A 15947-nucleotide genomic window follows, 5' to 3' on the forward strand; every position below is an offset into this window, starting at 1 on the left:
GCGACGCGGCCGGCCGGGAAAGGGGCCCGAACGCGCCTCAGAAGCTGCGCGGCATGCCGAGGATGTGCTCGGCGATGTAGGAGAGGATCAGGTTGGTCGAGATCGGCGCCACCTGGTAGAGCCGCGTCTCGCGGAACTTGCGCTCGACATCGTACTCCTCGGCAAAACCGAAGCCGCCGAAGGTCTGGAGGCAGGCGTTCGCCGCCTCCCATGACGCCTCGGCCGCCAGCATCTTGGCCATGTTCGCCTGGGCGCCGCAGTGCTGCATGGCGTCGAAGCGGCGGCAGGCCTCGAACCGCATCAGGTTCGCCGCCTCGACGCCCGCGTAGGCCCGCGCCAGCGGGAACTGCACGCCCTGGTTCTGGCCGATCGGGCGCCCGAACACTTCGCGCTCCTTCGCGTAGGCCGTGGCCTTGTCGATGAACCAGTAGCCGTCGCCGATGCATTCGGCGGCGATCAGCGTGCGCTCGGCGTTGAGGCCGTCGAGGATGTAGCGAAATCCCTTTCCTTCCTCGCCGATCAGGGTCTCGGACGGAAGCTCGAGGTCGTCGAAGAACAGCTCGTTCGTCTCGTGCCCGACCATGTTGGGAATGGGTTTGACGTCCATGCCCTTGCCGATCGCCTGGTCGAGCTCGACGAGAAAGATCGACAGCCCCTCGGACTTGCGCTTCACCTCGCTCAGCGGCGTTGTCCGGGCCAGGAGGATCATCAGGTCCGAATGCTGGATCCGGCTGATCCAGACCTTCTGGCCGTTCACCACGTAGCGGTCGCCCTTCTTCACCGCGGTGGTTTTGAGCTTGGTGGTGTCGGTGCCGGTGGTGGGCTCGGTCACCGCCATCGACTGGAGCCGAAGCTCGCCGGTCGCGATCTTGGGCAGGTAGCGCCGCTTCTGCTCGTCCGAGCCATGCCTCAGCAGCGTTCCCATGTTGTACATCTGGCCGTGGCAGTGGCCCGCATTGCCGCCGCTGCGGTTGATCTCCTCCATCACGATCGAGGCCTCGGTCAGGCCGAGCCCCGAGCCGCCGTATTCCTCGGGGATCATCGCGGCCAGCCAGCCCGCATCGGTCAGAGCGGTGATGAATTCCTCGGGGTAGCTGTCCTCGGCGCCATGCCTCCGGTGGTACTCGGCAGGAAACTCGGCGCAGAGCGCGCGCAAGGCTTCGCGCAGATCGTCATGGTCGTCGGGGGCGCTGGTCTGCACGTCGCTCTCCTTGAATCTGGCATCCTGCCGCGGGCTAGGCGGCAAGGCTCCGACAGTCGCCGGATCCCCGCGCGCGTCAAGGGCTGAGGGGGTCTCCGACGCAGTGCCGGCCGTCACTCCCGCGCCGGAACGGTCGCCACCTCGGCGGGCGAGAAGATCTCGAGGAATTCCAGATCAGCCGACACGCGGGTCACGCGATGCAGGGACGCTCGCGGCAGCCAGATGGCGTCACCGGCACCTAATGTCTTGATCTCATTGTCCTGCAGCTCGAACTCGATCTCGCCCTTCAACACGTGGACATACTGAAACTCGGCATCATGCCAGTGCATGTCCTGCTCGACCGCACCGCCTTCGATCACCCGGAAATGGCGCGCCGTATAGGCGCCGCGGCTGGCCGCCAAGAGACCGTTCTCGCGCATCTCGAACCGGGTTCCGGGAATCGCGGCATAGCCGGTCGATGACCCGCGCAGCGTTGCCGCGGGAGGGTGGGCCTTGGGTGGAACCGTCTCAGTCACGTCTTTCTTCCTTCCGCGCTCCGAGGCGCCGGCGAGGCGAGTGGCCTGCCGGGAAACATGAGCTCGTGGCCCAGATCGCTCATCAGGTGCGGCAGGATGTTCTTCCACGCCTCCAGCAGCGCGCGGTAGTATGCCGGGTCGTCCTTCAGAACCGTCTGGACGCCCATCCCGCGGACCAGGCAAACGGTCAGGTTCAGCACGACCCGCGCCTCCTGCGGATTGCTGTTCAGCGCCTGCAGCTCGGCCCAGATGCCGTCCAGCACCTCGTGGAACTGCCGGACGACGGGAACCATCTTCTGCCGCAACTCGGTGTCGGTGCGCGCCTCGTTGATGAACTCGATCGAGAGATAGAAGAACTTTCCCGAGAACTTTCCCCAGAGGAACTCGATGAACTCGCCGAGCCGGATCTTGCCCTTCGCGACATCCGCCGCGCAGCTGCGGATGTCATGCGTGCCGTCGGCGAGCAGCCGCTCCATCGCCGCGACGATGATGTCCGAGCGCGTCGGGAAATGGTGCAGGAGCGCGCCACGGGACACCCCGGCCCGCTTCGCGAATTCGGATGTCGTGGCTCGGTTGTAGCCCCGGTCGTAGATGACATCCAACGTGGCCGCGATCAGGCTCTCGCGCGTTGCGATGCTGCGTGCTTGTACATGTTTCTCACTCGTCGTCATGTCCGACCCGTGCCATGCGTTCCTCCTTCCGCTGCCGCGTGCCTAAAGGCCGTCGGGGGCGCATGCATGGTGCGCCCGGCTCGTTTTTACTTGCGTGCCGCTGCCCCGGATGCAGGCGGCGAGATCGGTCAATAGGCGATCGAGGGCAGCCACAAAGAGATGATCGGGAACATGAACAGGAGAAGGAGCGCCACGAGGTCCATCGCCAGGAACCAGGTAATGCCCCGGAAAATCTCGGGCAGCGTCACCCTGTTATTCAATGCGCCGTTGATCATGTATACGTTGAGCCCGATCGGCGGCGTGATCAGCCCGATTTCCAGGAGCTTGATCACGATGATGCCGAACCAGACCGGGTTGATTCCAGCCGTATCGATCAGGGGAACCAGGATCGGCAGCGTCAGCAACAGCAGCCCGATGCTGTCGATCAGCATCCCCAGGACCAGGTAAATGACGGTGACGGCCAGGAATATCCACCAGGTCTCGCTGCTGACCGACAGGATCGCGCCGCTGAAGGCTTGCGGGAAGCCCGACAGCGCCAGGAAGCGTGTGAAGAACAGCGATCCGATCAGGATGATGAAGATCGACGCGGTCGAGACGACCGCTTGCGCCACGGCCTCGAGTGCTGCCGCGCGGGTGAGCCTGCGGCGGGCGGCCGCGATCACCATTGCCGCGAAGGCGCCGAGCGCACCCGCCTCGGTTGGCGAGAAGACGCCGGTGAAGATTCCGCCCAGCACGACGAGGATCAGCGTCGGCAGCGGCCAGACATCGCGCAGCGCCGCCGCGCGCTCCTCGGGTGTGGGGTTGAACTGGACGGCCCCCGCGCCGGCAAGCTCGGGCTTAAGCTTCACGCGAATGACGATCATCGCCATGTAGATCAGGGCCGACAGGATCCCCGGGATGAACCCGGCCATGAAGAGTTGCCCGACCGAGACCTGCGCATAGACCCCGTAGAGGATCAGGAGAACCGAAGGCGGGATCAGCGACCCGAGCGTTCCCGAAGCCGCGATCGTGCCGGTGGCGAGGCCGCGGTCGTAGCCGTTGTTGAGCATCTCGGGCACCGCCATGCGCGCCATCGCCGAGGCGGTCGCGACCGACGAACCCGACGCCGCGGCGAAGAAGGCGCAGGCGCCGACCGACGTGATGGCGAGGCCACCGGGGAGCCGCGCGAGGTAGAGGCGCAGGGCGAGAAACAGCCCGCGGGTCATGTCCGTCGACGAGCAGATGAAGCCCATGAGAAGGAACATCGGCGCGGCCGACAGCTCCCATTGCCCGACATAGTCGAACGGCGTCGCCGAGATCATGCCCCAGGCCACGTTCATGTTGAACATGACGGCAATGCCGATGATCGAGACCAGGCCCAGCGCGAGCCCGATCGGCACCCTCAGCGCAATCAGCGCCAGTGCGGCGACCACGCCCCAGATGCCAACGTCGAGATTGCTCATCTACCGCCCTCCGGGGACCTGATCAGAGCGCCTTGCGGCGCGAGAGGGAAATCAACAGGTTCGAGAGGATCGCGAGGAAGACGCCCGCGAAGCCGATCGGCAAGGCCCAGCGCGCGGGCCAGAGGTAGAATGTGAAATTCGCCATCGCATCCTCGCCTCGCTGCGTCGAGCCGATCGCGTCATTGAGCGACTGCCAGAACAGCATCCCGAAGAACACAAGGCCCAGAAGGCAAGCCATGATGTAGAGCGCGAACTGCACCCAGCGCGGCATCATCTGGGCAAAGAGATCGACGCGGATGTTCTCGAACCGCATCTCGACATAGCCGAATGCGAGAAAGACGAGCACCACCATGTAGTAGAAGGAGACGACCTCGAGCGTGCCGACGATCTGGCCGTTGAAGAAATACCGGACGGCCACGTCCAGGGTGATGTGCAGCATCATCAGGACCATGGCGATTCCGGCCAGAACCGCGCTGCCGATGTTGATCCACCGGGATATTCGGAGAGCAGCCTGCATCGAAGGAACCTCCGGTCCCGTGAGTGTCTGGTGGGCGTGCCCGCCCTGGTGACGGGCACGCCCGGATCGGCTCAGTCGGTGCCGTAGGTCGCCGGGTCGATGTCGCCGTAGACCTCTTTCATCGCCAGCGCGGTCAGGGCGTCCTCGTCCGTCGTGTCGACATTGGCGAGAAGCTCTTCCCACTTGGTCATCGTGGCGCGGAAGCTATCGATCAGCGCCTCGGCATTCTCGATCCCGTGCTGGGTACGCGCTGTCTCGTAGACAGAGGCAAGCGACTTCTCGCGGAAGGCGGCCACCGACGCGGCAAGATCTTCCTCCGGCTCGTAGGTATTGCCACCAGCCTCGGCGGCCTTGTCGAGCCCGGCCTGCACCTTCTCGTTATACGCAATCACGATGCGGGCCATCGACCGCGCCGACGCCTCCATGAGCACCTTGCGCTGATCGGGCGTCAACCCATTCCAGAACGCACGGTTGAAGCCCCATTGCGGGCCCGACCAGTACATCCCGGTCGAGAGCAGTGTCGTGTGCTTGGCGACCTCCATCAGCGAGCGATCGACCAGATCGCTGGCCGAGTTCGTCGCGCAGTCGAGCGTTCCGCGCTCGAGCCCGGTATACATCTCGCTCGAGGGCACGTTGACGGGAATGCCGCCGGCCTCTTCAACCCAGACCGACACGGCCGAACCCGCGGTGCGGATGCGCTTGCCCTTGAACTCCTCGAGGTTGCGCACCGGGCTCGAGCACATCAGCACATAGGCCGGGGTCGAGTAGGCGCCGAGATAGACGATCCCGTTGTCCTTCCACTCGGCGAGCTGCTCGGGATTGTGCATCGAGAACTCGGCGACCGCGAAGATGGTCGGAACGGGGTCGGAATAGTTGAACCCGAGTTCCTGCACCGCGTTCGCGACCGGAAGCTCGGACGGGGTGTAGATCGCCGCGTGATGCACCACCTGCGCCACGTTATCGCGCGCGCCCTGCAAGGCGGCGCGAGGGGCAAGGAGCACCGTGCCGGTGTAGACTTCCGGCACCAGGTCCCCGCCCGACAGCTCCTTCACGAGCTCGGCCCATTCCACGTAGCCAGCGCCCGACATCGGCACCGCGGCGTCGTAGAAGCTGTTGGCGATAAAGCTCGTTTGCGCGGCGGCCGGGGCGGCGATCACCCCCGCGAGCGCCGCAATCCTGAACATGTTCTTCATCACTTTCTCCCTGCTGCTGAGGATCCAAGATTGCCGCGGCACCTCAGTCGACCGCGGATTGGTCGGCTTATCCTTGTTCGGGGCGGCGGATCCGCTCCGTCTTCCCTGAGCAACTTCCGGACCGGGTTGCCTTTCCTGGTCGGTTGCAATCACCGATCCCCGAGAACCGGTTCCTTCGGCCAGCGCGTCAGAGGCTCGCGGACCGTTTCATTGCCTTGCCGTCCTTCATGATGAGCGGCATGTGAGCGCCCTGGCCGGTCAGCAGGTCGAGGTCGGCGATCGGATTGCCATCCACCGCGATCAGGTCGGCATATGCCCCGGGGACGATCGCGCCGATCCGGCCCTCCATCCGCAGCACCTTGGCGGCATCCACGGTGGCCGAGCGGATCACCGCATCGGCGGGGATGTAGCGGCCGCGGAGGGGGAACTCGCCCGATTGCTCGGTCTGCATCCCGCCCAAGAGGTCCGAGCCGTAGCCCATGGTCACACCTGCCTCGTGCATCTTCACCAGGCGCTCCAGCCCGGCCTCGCGCACATCCGAGACCTTGGCGACCGATTCCGGCGGCAGCCCGAACTCGGCGCCTTTCCGGGCCAGGAGGTCATAGGTGATGTTGGTCGGCACCACGAACGCCCCTTCGCGCACGACACGCGCGATGGTCGCGTCCGAGATCAGGTTGCCATGCTCGATGGTGTCGATGCCGCAGTCGAGCGCCCGCACGATGGCCTCGTCCGCGTAGAGATGCCCCGAGACATAGGTTCCGAAGCCCTTCGCGATCTCGACGATCGCTTTCAGCTCCTCGACCGAGAACACAAGATAGCCGACCGGGTCCGAGGGCGAGGACACTCCGCCATCCGCCATGACCTTGACGAATTGCGCACCGTTCTTCAGCTCCTCGCGCGTGGCGCGCCGGACTTCCGAGACGCCGTCGCAAATCCGGCCCATCGCGCCGAGCTGGTCCTTGTACCAGCGAACGTCGCGGTTATCGAACGGACCGCGGTAATCGGTGTGACCACCGGTCTGGGACAGCGCCTTGCCGCAGATCACCAAGCGCGGGCCCTGGAAGTAGCCCTCCTCGACGGCCTGCTGCAGACCGCGGTCGGCCCCACCGAGGTCGCGCACGGTGGTAAAGCCGCGCATCAGCATCTGGTTCATCAGCCGCGCGCTCTTTGCCGCCACCAGCGAGGACGGAAGCACGGCGTTCAGTCCCAGGTTCGCCGTCGTCGCGATGACATGAACGTGGCAGTCGATGAGGCCCGGCATCACCGGGAGACCCTTGAGGTCGAGCACCTCGTCCGTCTTGGCGGTGACCCCCGGCCCTACTTCGCGGAAAAGCCCATCTTCGATGACGATCCCGACCGGATCGGTCGGCTCGGGCTGTGTGCCGTCAACGATCCGGGCATTCTTGATGAGCAGGGCGGTCATTCCGCGTCTTCCTTTCTGGTCGGATCGTCCCGGCGGGCCCGTCGTCCGAATCTCTCTTGCTGCTGTGCCCGGCAGTTCGCCCGCAGGACACCGTGCACTCTCGCGGCGGATTTCCGTGCGGGCAAACCTCCGGTGGCGCCGGGTTCAGGCGGCGTGATCTTTCCTCGATGCGTGCCACGTCTCGAGGAAGTTGAGGGCCGTCTTCAAGTCCACGACGTCGACATAGCGCCGGCCAAGGTCGCGCAGGTTGTCGTGATGGGGCTGCTCCTCGATGTCACCGACGCAATCTTCCGGAACCAGGGTGCGATAGCGGTGGCTGAAGGCGTCAATCGAGGTCGCCCGGATGCAGCCGCTGGTGTTGCAGCCGGTTACGATCACTGTATCGACCCGCTCCTTGGTGAAGTAGTCGTTCACGTCGGTGTTGAAGAAGATCGACGGCGCTTTCTTGCAGACCGTCAGATCATAGGTCCGATCGTAGATGCGATCGTCGAACGCGACGCTGGGATGATCGTGCAGGAAGGTCTTCCTGACCGCGGTGATCTTCCAGTAGGGCATCTCGCGCTCGTTCATGTAGGCCGTGTTGCAGTTGGCAACCGGCACGCCATACGCGCGCGCAACCTTGAGCAGCTTGGCGGTGTTCTCCAGCGCGCGCATCACCAGTGGCGCACCGCCGAGAGGGTACTGCGCTTCGGTGAAGCCCTTCTGGAAATCCACGACCACAATTCCGGGCTTGAACCCGGTGCCGACCGGTATCTCGCCATAGCTTCTGTTCTTGTAGTCGTCGGTTCCCATGATCTTCCCCTTTCAGTTCGTCGGCCCGAGCGTAGGGGTTGAAAAAAATCAGTCAAGACTGTTTTTTTATCGAGGCGGATGTCTGCCCGTCATATGGTGGAAACTCGCTGCGCGATCCGCCGCGAAGGCGACGACACCGCCAATCGCGCCATGCGGTCCGGGACGCGGTCGACGGGGTTCTCGCGCTGGAATCAGCGCAAGTCCGGGGGATGCCGGATGAGCGCCCATGTCGGTCATGTGAGATTGCCCTGGGAGAGGGCCAGAACGAAACAAGGGCTCGGGCGTTTTCGCCCAAGCCCTTGATTTATTTGGTGGGCGCACAAGGACTCGAACCTTGGACCCGCTGATTAAGAGTCAGCTGCTCTACCAACTGAGCTATGCGCCCGAAAGAGGCGCTCTCCATAATCGCATTCCCATGACGCGTCAAGCGCCGGGCGGGGCCTTCAGCGATGCTTCTTCAGATAGACGTAGAACGCGCCTTCGCCGCCGTGCCGGCGATGCGCAGCGTAGATCCCGACGATCATTCGCGCCGCGGGACCAGCGCGCAGCCATCTGGGCGCGTCCTGGCGCAGCCGTCCGCGATCCGGACGCATGAAGCCCGCGTCATGGTCGTCACCGCCGCGTCCGCCCTTGCCCGTGATCACCAGCACGCAGCGCAACCCGCGCGCCGCCGCATCCGCGATGAACCGGTCCAGCGCGCGGTGGGCACGCTCGGCCGTCATGCCATGGAGGTCGATGCGCGCGTCCGGCGCGCGCTCTCCGCGCCGCAGGCGCTCGGCCGTGCGGCGATCAAGCCCGGCCTCGGGGCGCCCGACAGGGGCGGGTGCCGGGTCATGAAGATCGAGCGTGACCCGTGACGGCTCCGGGGGCGTCGGCAAGCGCCTGAAGCCCGCATCGTCCTGTCCTGGCCGGCGCGCGCCCGCGAGCAATGCGGCGGGCGACACGGCAGCGCGCGGGGCGGGGGCCCCTGGCTCCTGGTGACGGGGCTGCGGCGCATCCGCTCCGGGTTCGACACCGGGTTCGGCGCCGGGTTCGGCATCTGGTCCGGCTTCTGGCACCCGGTGCTCCTGCGCCCGCTCGAGGGGACGGATCTGCCGGGCAACGAGATCCCACACCGCGCGATCCTCCGGTGTGAGATGTCCGCGTCCGCGCCGCCCGCGTTTGGGCGGCCGGCTCACGCGTCGCTCTCGACGGGGACAAGCCGCAACAAACGGCCGCGCGCGGACACGCGGCCGGCCTCGTTCCCGGCCGCCTCGCCCGTTCCGAAGAAGATGTCGCCGCGCTGCGGCCCGCGAATCGCGGTGCCGCGATCCATCGCCACCATCAGCCGGGGCGTGAGCCCGTTCGCCTCGACCCAGATCGCGCTGCCGAAGGGGTGGTGCCGGGTATCGATCGCAAGCGAGCGATGCGCGCTGAGCGGCAGGCCCATCGCGCCGATCGGGCCTTCGTCGTCGCGAAGGTTCGCGATCTCGCGGAAGAACACGTAGGACGGATTGCGCGCCATCATCCGGGCACCGCGATCAGGGTCGGCGCGCAGCCATTTCTTGATCCGGCCCGCGCTCGCGCCGCCCTCGGGCATATGGCCCTCGGCCATCATGATCCGCCCGATCGAGGCGTAGTCATGCCCGTTGCGCCCCGCATACCCGATGCGCACCAGGCGCCCGTCGGGCAGTTTGAGCCGCCCGGACCCCTGGATCTGGAGGAAATACAGCTCGACCGCATCCTCGAGCCAGAAGAGTTCGAGCCCGAAGCCGGCGAAGGCCCCGGCCACGATAGCCGCGCGATCCGGCATCGGCTCGCGCCACGCGCTTTCGGGCGGCAGCGCCAAAAGGGGCGCGGTGAAGCGCGCCGTGGGCACGTCCGACGCCGGGATGACGGGCTCGTAATAGGCCGTCAGGCGCGCGCGCGCAGGATCGCCGACCAGGACGGGGCGGAACCGCTCCTGCCACCAGCGCCGCGCAACCGCCGGGCCGTCTTCCGGCGAGGGCGCCGCGAGGGTCCGCGCCAGATCCGGCGGATTGCTTCTTAGCCAGACCGCCAGCGCGGCGTCGTGGGCGTCATCGTCCCAGCCGCGCAGGTCGGAGAAATCGAGCCATGTTTCCGCGCGTGCGCTCATCGGTGCGATACCCCCACTCCCGAGGGCAAGCGTGGCGCCCAGACCTGCGAGAACAGCACGGCGCGTGCCCGCTCGCCGACCCATCCTCACGCGCCGCCCACGCTCACTCGCCGGTCGCGGTCAGCAACCAGTTGGGATCGGGCGCACCCATGACGCGCGAGAAGGTCCAGACATCCGTCTGGCGGCGGATCTCGTTCGGGTCGCCCTCTACGACGCGGTTCTCGCGGTCGCGCACCGCGGTGATCATCTCGCCGACGAAGCGGATCGTCACGTCGGCCTCGCTGGTCTCGGGATCGAAGGACGCGGTTTCCACCCGCACATCGCGCACGCCGATGAAACGGGCCTCGACGCTCAGCCCCTCGCTCTCGCGCGTCGCGATGACACCCTCGAAGGCGCGGTAGACATCGGGGGCAAGGAGGTTCTGCAGGGTCTGGCGGTCGCCCTCCTCGAAGGCCATCAGCACCATCTCGTAGGCCGAGCGCGCGCCGTCGAGGAACTCGTCGAGCGAGAAGCTCGGCTCGACCGCGCGCATCGCGGCCAAGGCGTCGCGCGCATCGGCGGGCAGGGTATGGCGAAGCGCCATCTCCTCGGCCGGCGGCTCGGCGCGCTGGTCCTCCGGCAGATGCCCGGGACCGTCGCTTCCGGGCCCGCGATGCTCGGGCGGCGCCTCGTAGCCCGTCCGCGTGCCGATCACGGATTTAAGGCGGAACAGCACGAAGGCCGCGACGGCGAACAGAATCAAAAGCTCGATCATCTGGGGACTCATCGCTTTCCGGCCTCTCGTCTGCCTGCCGTCCGCTTGCTCGCACGAAAGGCCCCTGGCTGAAGGGGCGCGGTCGGTTGGTCTCTCATTTTTCATATCTTATGTAGGGGGTGCGCGGGCCCAAGTCTATTCTCGGTCCACTTGCGAAACGGACTCGATGCACCCTGATGACGGAGTGACGCAGATGTGGCTCTTTGCGATCCTGCTGATCGTGCCCCTGATCGAGATCGCCCTCTTCATCGAGGTCGGCTCGCTGATCGGCACCTGGCCCACGGTCGCGATCGTCTTCCTGACTGCGGTAATCGGCACCTTCCTGCTGCGCCAGCAGGGGATCCAGGCATTGGGCGAGCTGCAGGCACGGCTCTCGTCGGGCCGCGACCCCGGCGCGGTCCTTGCGCACGGTGCGATGATCCTCGTCGCGGGCATCCTGTTGCTCACGCCGGGCTTCTTTACCGATGCTATCGGCTTCCTCTTGCTGGTGCCGGCGGTGCGCAGCGCGGCGATCGCCGCGCTGTCGCGGCGCATCACCGTGGTGCATGCCCAGAGCTACCGCCGCGCGCCGGGCGGGCCCCCTCCGGGCGGCGGCCAGACCGTCGAGGTCGACTACGAGGACGTGACCGACGAGGCGCCGCCGGCAAAGGGCGCGTCAGGCAGTTCGTCGAGCGGCTGGACGCGCCACCCGGGCGGCCAAGGCTGAGCGCGACCCCCGGCCCGATTGCCCCTGGCGGACCGATCTGCTACGCCCCACCTCGACCCGTGACGTGTCCGACAGGAAGGAATTTCGAATGGCCGAAGACGAGCCGAAAGAGGGTGCCGGAGCCGAGGCCCAACCCCAGCAGCAACAGCAGCAGCCGCAGGTCAAGATCCTCGCGCATTTCGTCCGCGACCTGAGCTTCGAGAATGTCGGCGCCATCGAGGGGACCTCGGCCGAGGGGACGCCCGAGATCAGCGTCAACGTCAATCTCGAAGGCAACTCGATCGGCGAGGACCGTTACCAGACGGCGATGAAGATCACCGCCACCGCCAAGGCGGGCGAGAAGACGCGCTTCATGGTCGAGCTCGACTATGTCGGCATCTTCTCGATCAACAACGCGCGCCAGGATCTCGTTCACCCGCTCGTCTTCATCGAGTGCCCGCGGCTGATCCTGCCCTTTGCCCGCCGCGTGGTTGCCGACGTGACGCGCGATGGCGGCTACCCGCCGCTGATGATCGAGAATGTCGATTTCGCGGCGCTCTACCGCCAGCGCCTCGCGCAGCACCAGGCCCAGCAGGCCGGGAACGCCTGAGCGGGCATGCGCGCCGCGGCCGGGCGGTTCAGCCGTCCGACCGCATCTTCAGCCACATGGCATTCTCTCCGAGTTCCGCGAGGAACGCGTCGTGGGCCGCGGCCTCGGCATCGCTCAGGCGCGGCGCCAGTGGCCTCGGCCTTTGCGCTGCCGTCGCGCCGGGTGCGGCCACCGCCACCTTCTGCTCGGACTTCTGATCCGCGACGTTCAACGCGAAACCGGTCTGACGCCCGCCCATCAGTTCGAGATAGACCTCGGCCAGCAACTCGCAGTCGAGCAGCGCGCCGTGCTTCTCACGCGCCGAATTGTCCACGCCAAAGCGCTTGCACAGCGCGTCGAGGTTCGCCGGGGCACCGGGAAAGCGCTGACGCGCGATCTGCACCGTGTCGAGCGCGCGGCTCATCGGCAGCTCGTCGGCACCCAGCCGACGCAGCTCGGCATTGATCATTGCCATGTCGAACGAGGCGTTGTGGATCACCAGCCGCGCGTCGCCCACGAAGTCGAGAAACCCGCGCGCAATCCTGCGGAACACCGGCTTGTCCGCGAGAAAATCATCTCCCAGCCCGTGAATGCGGAACGCGTCGGGCGGCATCGGCATTTCGGGGTTGATGTACTGGTGATAGGTGCGCCCGGTCGGCAGCAGGTTGAACAGCTCGACCGCGCCAATCTCGACGATGCGGTGGCCCTGGGACGGCTCGAGCCCCGTGGTCTCGGTGTCGAGAACGATCTCACGCATCGTCGCTCTTGCTCCCTTGCTTATCCGCGCCCGTCAGGCTCTCGACGATCTGGTGCACCGCCGCGCGGGCCGCGTCCATCCCTTCGCCGGTCTCGATCACGAAGTCGGCACGGCGGCGTTTCTCGGCATCGGGTACCTGCCGCGCGAGAATTGCATCGAGCGCGGCTTCCGTCATCCCCGGCCGTTCCAGGACCCGGGCGCGCTGCAACTCGACCGGGGCGGACACAACCGCCACGCGGTCGACCCACGCATCGGCGCCTGTCTCGAACAGAAGCGGGATATCGAGCAGCACCAGCGGCGCGCCGACAGCACGCGCATCCGCGATGAATGCTTCGCGATCCGCCGCTACCAGCGGGTGGATCGCCGCCTCGATCCGCGGCAGCAGCGTATCGTCCGCGAGCACCGCGTCACGCAGGGCGGCGCGATCGACGCCCTCGGCCCCCACGGCCCGGGGCGCCAGTTCCGCGATCGCCCGGGCGCCCGCAGCCCCGGCAGCGTAAAGCCTGTGCACCGCGGCATCCGCGTCCCAGACCGGCACGCCCAGCGCCGCGAACATCTTCGCGGTGGTGGATTTCCCCATCCCGATCGAACCGGTGAGGCCAAGAGTGATCATGCCGCGCCCGGCAGGCAGGCCCGCCGCAGGCCGTCGTCGACCTGCGGGTCGACCCCGAACCAGGCACGAAACGCCGGGCGGGCCTGGTGCAGCAGCATGCCCAGCCCGTCAACGGCCCGAAGCCCGCGCCGCCGCGCCGCGGCCAGCAGCGGCGTCTCGAGCGGGACATAGACAATGTCGTTGACCAGCGCGCCGTCGGGCACGGCATCGAGCGGCATCTCCAGCGCGGGCTTTCCCGTCATGCCAAGACTGGTCGCATTCACCACCAGCATTGCGCCAGCCCCGGCGGCGGCACGCGCATCCCAGTCGACGCAGGCAACGCGCGGCCCGAACGCATCGGCAAGTCCCTCCGCCTTGTCGCGCGAGCGGTTGGCGAGGCGGATCTCGGGGACGCCCGCCTCCAGCAGGCCATGCAGAATGGCACGCGCGGCGCCGCCAGCACCAAGCACCAGCGCGGGCCCGGTCTCGGGCCGCCAGCCGGGTTCGGCATGCCGCAGGTTCTCGATGAAGCCATAGGCGTCGGTATTGTCCGCGACGATGCGGCCATCCTCGGCGAAGCAGATCATGTTGGCCGCCCCGATGGCGCGCGCGGCCTCGGTCGCCTCGTCGGCAAGCCGAAGGGCATCGAGCTTGTGGGGGATCGTCACGTTGATGCCGCGGAACCCGGCATGCGGCAGGGCCCTGTAGACCTCGGCGAAACGCTCGGGCCTGATCGCGAGCGGCACGTAGCGCCCCGCGATCCCTGTCGCCCCGAACCAGTGATCGAACAGGACGGGCGAGCGCGAATGCGCGATCGGCCATCCCGCAACCCCGGCAACGAGGGGCCGTCCGTCGTGATCGTTCATTCCACCAGCATCCCTTGCGCGCGCAGAAAGCCCAGCACCTCGAGCAGCGGCAGGCCCAGCACGGTAAAATAGTCGCCTTGGACCCGGGCAAACAGCTGCGACCCGAGCCCTTCGAGCATGTAGGCACCGACCGTGGTCGTGACCGCATCGCCCATGGCGTCGAGATACTGGTCGAGGAAGGCGTCGGTAAAGGGCCGCATCGCCAGTTGCGCCTGCCCGACATGCCGCCAGATCGGCGCCCCGTCGCGCGCGATCACCGCGGCGGAGAGGAGCCGATGCGTCTGCCCGCGCAATGCGCAAAGCTGTTCGCGCGCAGCCTCGCGGGTCGGGGGCTTGTCGAAAAGCTTTCCTTCGCAGACCAGCACCTGGTCGGCGCCGATCACCAGGCGGCCGGGGCAGCGCGCCGAGACACGCAACGCCTTGAGCTCGGCAAGCTTGTCGGCGATGTCGCGTGGCGGCGCCTCCTCGGCCAGCAGTGCCGCCTTGACCATGGCCTCGTCGATCCGCGCCGGCATGGTCTCGACGGCGACGCCCGCGGCGCGCAGCATGGTGGCGCGCGCCTCGCTCGCGCTGGCCAGGACGATCGCGCTCATGCCTCGCCCCGCGCGGCACCGGTCGAATGCAGGATCGCCTGGATCTCGGCCGCCGTCTCCTCGATCGATCGGCGCGTGACGTCGATGACCGGCAGGCCGTGGCGCTCGAAGAACAGGCGGGCATCCGCCACCTCGGCGCGGATCTGCTCGATATCCGCATAATCATGCGAGCGCTCGCCCAATGCCTCGAGCCGCTGGCTGCGCACCTGCGCGAGCCGCGCGGGGCTTGCGGTCAGCCCGATCACCGGGATGCCCGCGGCCATCGCCTGGAAGAACGCGGGGTCCGGCTCTCGCTTGGGGATTAGCGGCATGTTGGCAGCCTTGATGCCGCGATAGGCGAGATAGATGCATGTGGGTGTCTTCGAGGTCCGGCTCACGCCCGTGAGAATGACATGGGCGGCCTTCAGCCGATCGCCCAGCGCCCCGTCATCGAAAGCGATGGCAAAGTCGAGTGCCGCGATGCGTTCGAAATATGCGTCGTTCAGGCGATGCTGCGCGCCCGGGCGATGATCCGGCTCGCGACCCAGGAACCGCGCAAGGCAGTCGATCGGCGCATCCAGCATGGCGACCGCCTCGTGCCCCGACGATCGTGCGGACTCGACCACGCGCGCACGGTGATCGGGATCGACCAGGGTATGAAAGACGGGGCCCGGATGCGCCGCGATCCGGCGCAGCGCCGTCTCGAGGTCGGCGTCGCTGCGGACGAAGACCGACATGTGGATCGCCACGTCGGTGCCCGTGAACCGCGCCAGCACGGCCTTCGCCACCGCGTAAAGCGTCTCGCCCGTCGAGTCCGAGACAAGGTGGAGGCAGCGGCGGTTGGTGTCAGGCATCAGGTCTCCGTCAGGCGAACCGGCAAGGGTCGGATCGATGTGGGAATCGTGGATATCGGTGACAGAATTGCGTCAAGCATGGAAGCCGTGGACAGAGTCGAAAGATATCCACCTGTGAACGGCGAGGCGACCCAAAACGCCCGATCTGTGGATAACTTCGGTCACCATTCCCGGAGTCTGCAACCTGCGCGCGAGCTAAAATAAGAAGTTTTCGCGTCATTTTGGTAACCTGTTGACGAGAAGAATGAAAATCGGCCCTGATTGCGCGCTCGCGCCGCTCCCCCGGACCTTCCGTCGCAGCCGCAAGCCACAATATCTGCGGATAAGCCTGTGAACGGTTTTGAGAATACGGTAATCCCCAAGACTCAGCGTCCCTCTCAACACATCATCCATAAATATAAAGACTCT

18 protein-coding genes and 1 tRNA gene are annotated in these 15947 nt (G+C 66.7%); 2 read left to right on the forward strand and 17 right to left on the reverse strand.

Translation table 11 applies throughout. The annotated features are described in order from the left end of the window. Window positions 1-37: 37 nt before the first annotated feature. The 12 genes from H0I76_RS15010 to H0I76_RS15065 form a co-directional block, all read right to left on the reverse strand. A complete protein-coding gene (locus H0I76_RS15010; protein ID WP_200611392.1) occupies window positions 38-1201 on the reverse strand; it encodes an acyl-CoA dehydrogenase family protein in 1164 nt (387 codons plus the stop codon). A 113-nt stretch (window positions 1202-1314) separates the two neighbouring features. Next, entirely contained in the window at window positions 1315-1716 is a 402-nt protein-coding gene (locus H0I76_RS19500; RefSeq protein WP_200611394.1) for a cupin domain-containing protein, read from the reverse strand. Beyond that, entirely contained in the window at window positions 1713-2387 is a 675-nt protein-coding gene (locus H0I76_RS15020; RefSeq protein ID WP_200611396.1) for a TetR/AcrR family transcriptional regulator, read from the reverse strand. The genes H0I76_RS19500 and H0I76_RS15020 overlap by 4 nt, the downstream gene beginning before the upstream one ends. Window positions 2388-2515: 128 nt before the next feature. Continuing rightward, window positions 2516-3829, reverse strand: a complete 1314-nt coding sequence (locus tag H0I76_RS15025; RefSeq protein ID WP_200611397.1) for a TRAP transporter large permease — start codon at window positions 3827-3829, stop codon at window positions 2516-2518. A gap of 22 nt (window positions 3830-3851) precedes the next feature. Continuing rightward, on the reverse strand, window positions 3852-4346 hold the full coding sequence (locus H0I76_RS15030) for a TRAP transporter small permease (protein WP_200611399.1): 495 nt from the start codon (window positions 4344-4346) through the stop codon (window positions 3852-3854). 71 nt (window positions 4347-4417) lie between these two features. Next, window positions 4418-5539 (reverse strand): C4-dicarboxylate TRAP transporter substrate-binding protein, encoded by a 1122-nt coding sequence (locus H0I76_RS15035; RefSeq protein WP_200611401.1) that lies wholly within the window; start codon window positions 5537-5539, stop codon window positions 4418-4420. 187 nt (window positions 5540-5726) lie between these two features. Next, window positions 5727-6962 carry a metal-dependent hydrolase family protein gene (locus tag H0I76_RS15040; protein WP_200611403.1) on the reverse strand — a complete coding sequence of 412 codons (1236 nt, stop codon included), beginning with the start codon at window positions 6960-6962 and terminating at the stop codon, window positions 5727-5729. A gap of 144 nt (window positions 6963-7106) precedes the next feature. Next, window positions 7107-7754, reverse strand: coding sequence for an isochorismatase family protein (locus H0I76_RS15045; RefSeq protein ID WP_200611405.1), 648 nt, complete (start codon window positions 7752-7754; stop codon window positions 7107-7109). Between the two features lie 309 nt (window positions 7755-8063). After that, window positions 8064-8139, reverse strand: a tRNA-Lys gene (locus H0I76_RS15050). A 58-nt stretch (window positions 8140-8197) separates the two neighbouring features. Next, window positions 8198-8632, reverse strand: a complete 435-nt coding sequence (locus tag H0I76_RS15055; protein ID WP_200611408.1) for a Smr/MutS family protein — start codon at window positions 8630-8632, stop codon at window positions 8198-8200. A 296-nt stretch (window positions 8633-8928) separates the two neighbouring features. Then, a complete protein-coding gene (gene mltA, locus H0I76_RS15060) occupies window positions 8929-9870 on the reverse strand; it encodes a murein transglycosylase A (protein WP_200611411.1) in 942 nt (313 codons plus the stop codon). A 103-nt stretch (window positions 9871-9973) separates the two neighbouring features. Next, on the reverse strand, window positions 9974-10624 hold the full coding sequence (locus H0I76_RS15065; protein WP_234455351.1) for a Tim44/TimA family putative adaptor protein: 651 nt from the start codon (window positions 10622-10624) through the stop codon (window positions 9974-9976). Window positions 10625-10817: 193 nt separating this feature from the next. Between H0I76_RS15065 and H0I76_RS15070 the strand changes: the two genes are divergently transcribed. Beyond that, on the forward strand, window positions 10818-11330 hold the full coding sequence (locus H0I76_RS15070; protein ID WP_200611417.1) for an FxsA family protein: 513 nt from the start codon (window positions 10818-10820) through the stop codon (window positions 11328-11330). Window positions 11331-11418: 88 nt separating this feature from the next. Further along, on the forward strand, window positions 11419-11919 hold the full coding sequence (gene secB / locus H0I76_RS15075; protein WP_200611418.1) for a protein-export chaperone SecB: 501 nt from the start codon (window positions 11419-11421) through the stop codon (window positions 11917-11919). 28 nt (window positions 11920-11947) lie between these two features. Here the strand turns inward: secB and dnaQ are convergent, their stop codons facing one another. From dnaQ to H0I76_RS15100, 5 genes are read right to left on the reverse strand one after another with little or no spacing between them, the layout of a single operon-like run. Continuing rightward, window positions 11948-12655 (reverse strand): DNA polymerase III subunit epsilon, encoded by a 708-nt coding sequence (gene dnaQ, locus H0I76_RS15080; protein ID WP_200611421.1) that lies wholly within the window; start codon window positions 12653-12655, stop codon window positions 11948-11950. After that, entirely contained in the window at window positions 12648-13268 is a 621-nt protein-coding gene (gene coaE, locus H0I76_RS15085; RefSeq protein ID WP_200611424.1) for a dephospho-CoA kinase, read from the reverse strand. Before coaE ends, dnaQ begins: the two co-directional genes overlap by 8 nt. Continuing rightward, entirely contained in the window at window positions 13265-14113 is an 849-nt protein-coding gene (locus tag H0I76_RS15090; RefSeq protein ID WP_200611427.1) for a shikimate dehydrogenase, read from the reverse strand. Before H0I76_RS15090 ends, coaE begins: the two co-directional genes overlap by 4 nt. Then, entirely contained in the window at window positions 14110-14706 is a 597-nt protein-coding gene (locus tag H0I76_RS15095) for a Maf family protein (protein WP_200611430.1), read from the reverse strand. The genes H0I76_RS15090 and H0I76_RS15095 overlap by 4 nt, the downstream gene beginning before the upstream one ends. Further along, window positions 14703-15539 (reverse strand): pyruvate, water dikinase regulatory protein, encoded by an 837-nt coding sequence (locus tag H0I76_RS15100; protein WP_200611432.1) that lies wholly within the window; start codon window positions 15537-15539, stop codon window positions 14703-14705. The genes H0I76_RS15095 and H0I76_RS15100 overlap by 4 nt, the downstream gene beginning before the upstream one ends. Between the last annotated feature and the right edge of the window lie 408 nt (window positions 15540-15947).

Source organism: Thermohalobaculum xanthum, from assembly GCF_016623495.1.
In the GTDB taxonomy this organism is placed as follows: Bacteria; Pseudomonadota; Alphaproteobacteria; order Rhodobacterales; family Rhodobacteraceae; genus Thermohalobaculum; species Thermohalobaculum xanthum.

What these genes read in the sequence shown, in the direction of transcription:
- H0I76_RS15020 (WP_200611396.1), bottom strand. Translation starts at nt 2,387, where the DNA reads ATGACGACGAGTGAGAAACATGTACAAGCACGCAGCATCGCAACGCGC.
- H0I76_RS15025 (WP_200611397.1), bottom strand. Translation starts at nt 3,829, where the DNA reads ATGAGCAATCTCGACGTTGGCATCTGGGGCGTGGTCGCCGCACTGGCG.
- H0I76_RS15030 (WP_200611399.1), bottom strand. Translation starts at nt 4,346, where the DNA reads ATGCAGGCTGCTCTCCGAATATCCCGGTGGATCAACATCGGCAGCGCG.
- H0I76_RS15035 (WP_200611401.1), bottom strand. Translation starts at nt 5,539, where the DNA reads ATGAAGAACATGTTCAGGATTGCGGCGCTCGCGGGGGTGATCGCCGCC.
- H0I76_RS15040 (WP_200611403.1), bottom strand. Translation starts at nt 6,962, where the DNA reads ATGACCGCCCTGCTCATCAAGAATGCCCGGATCGTTGACGGCACACAG.
- H0I76_RS15045 (WP_200611405.1), bottom strand. Translation starts at nt 7,754, where the DNA reads ATGGGAACCGACGACTACAAGAACAGAAGCTATGGCGAGATACCGGTC.
- mltA (WP_200611411.1), bottom strand. Translation starts at nt 9,870, where the DNA reads ATGAGCGCACGCGCGGAAACATGGCTCGATTTCTCCGACCTGCGCGGC.
- H0I76_RS15065 (WP_234455351.1), bottom strand. Translation starts at nt 10,624, where the DNA reads ATGATCGAGCTTTTGATTCTGTTCGCCGTCGCGGCCTTCGTGCTGTTC.
- H0I76_RS15070 (WP_200611417.1), top strand. Translation starts at nt 10,818, where the DNA reads ATGTGGCTCTTTGCGATCCTGCTGATCGTGCCCCTGATCGAGATCGCC.
- secB (WP_200611418.1), top strand. Translation starts at nt 11,419, where the DNA reads ATGGCCGAAGACGAGCCGAAAGAGGGTGCCGGAGCCGAGGCCCAACCC.
- dnaQ (WP_200611421.1), bottom strand. Translation starts at nt 12,655, where the DNA reads ATGCGTGAGATCGTTCTCGACACCGAGACCACGGGGCTCGAGCCGTCC.
- coaE (WP_200611424.1), bottom strand. Translation starts at nt 13,268, where the DNA reads ATGATCACTCTTGGCCTCACCGGTTCGATCGGGATGGGGAAATCCACC.
- H0I76_RS15090 (WP_200611427.1), bottom strand. Translation starts at nt 14,113, where the DNA reads ATGAACGATCACGACGGACGGCCCCTCGTTGCCGGGGTTGCGGGATGG.
- H0I76_RS15095 (WP_200611430.1), bottom strand. Translation starts at nt 14,706, where the DNA reads ATGAGCGCGATCGTCCTGGCCAGCGCGAGCGAGGCGCGCGCCACCATG.
- H0I76_RS15100 (WP_200611432.1), bottom strand. Translation starts at nt 15,539, where the DNA reads ATGCCTGACACCAACCGCCGCTGCCTCCACCTTGTCTCGGACTCGACG.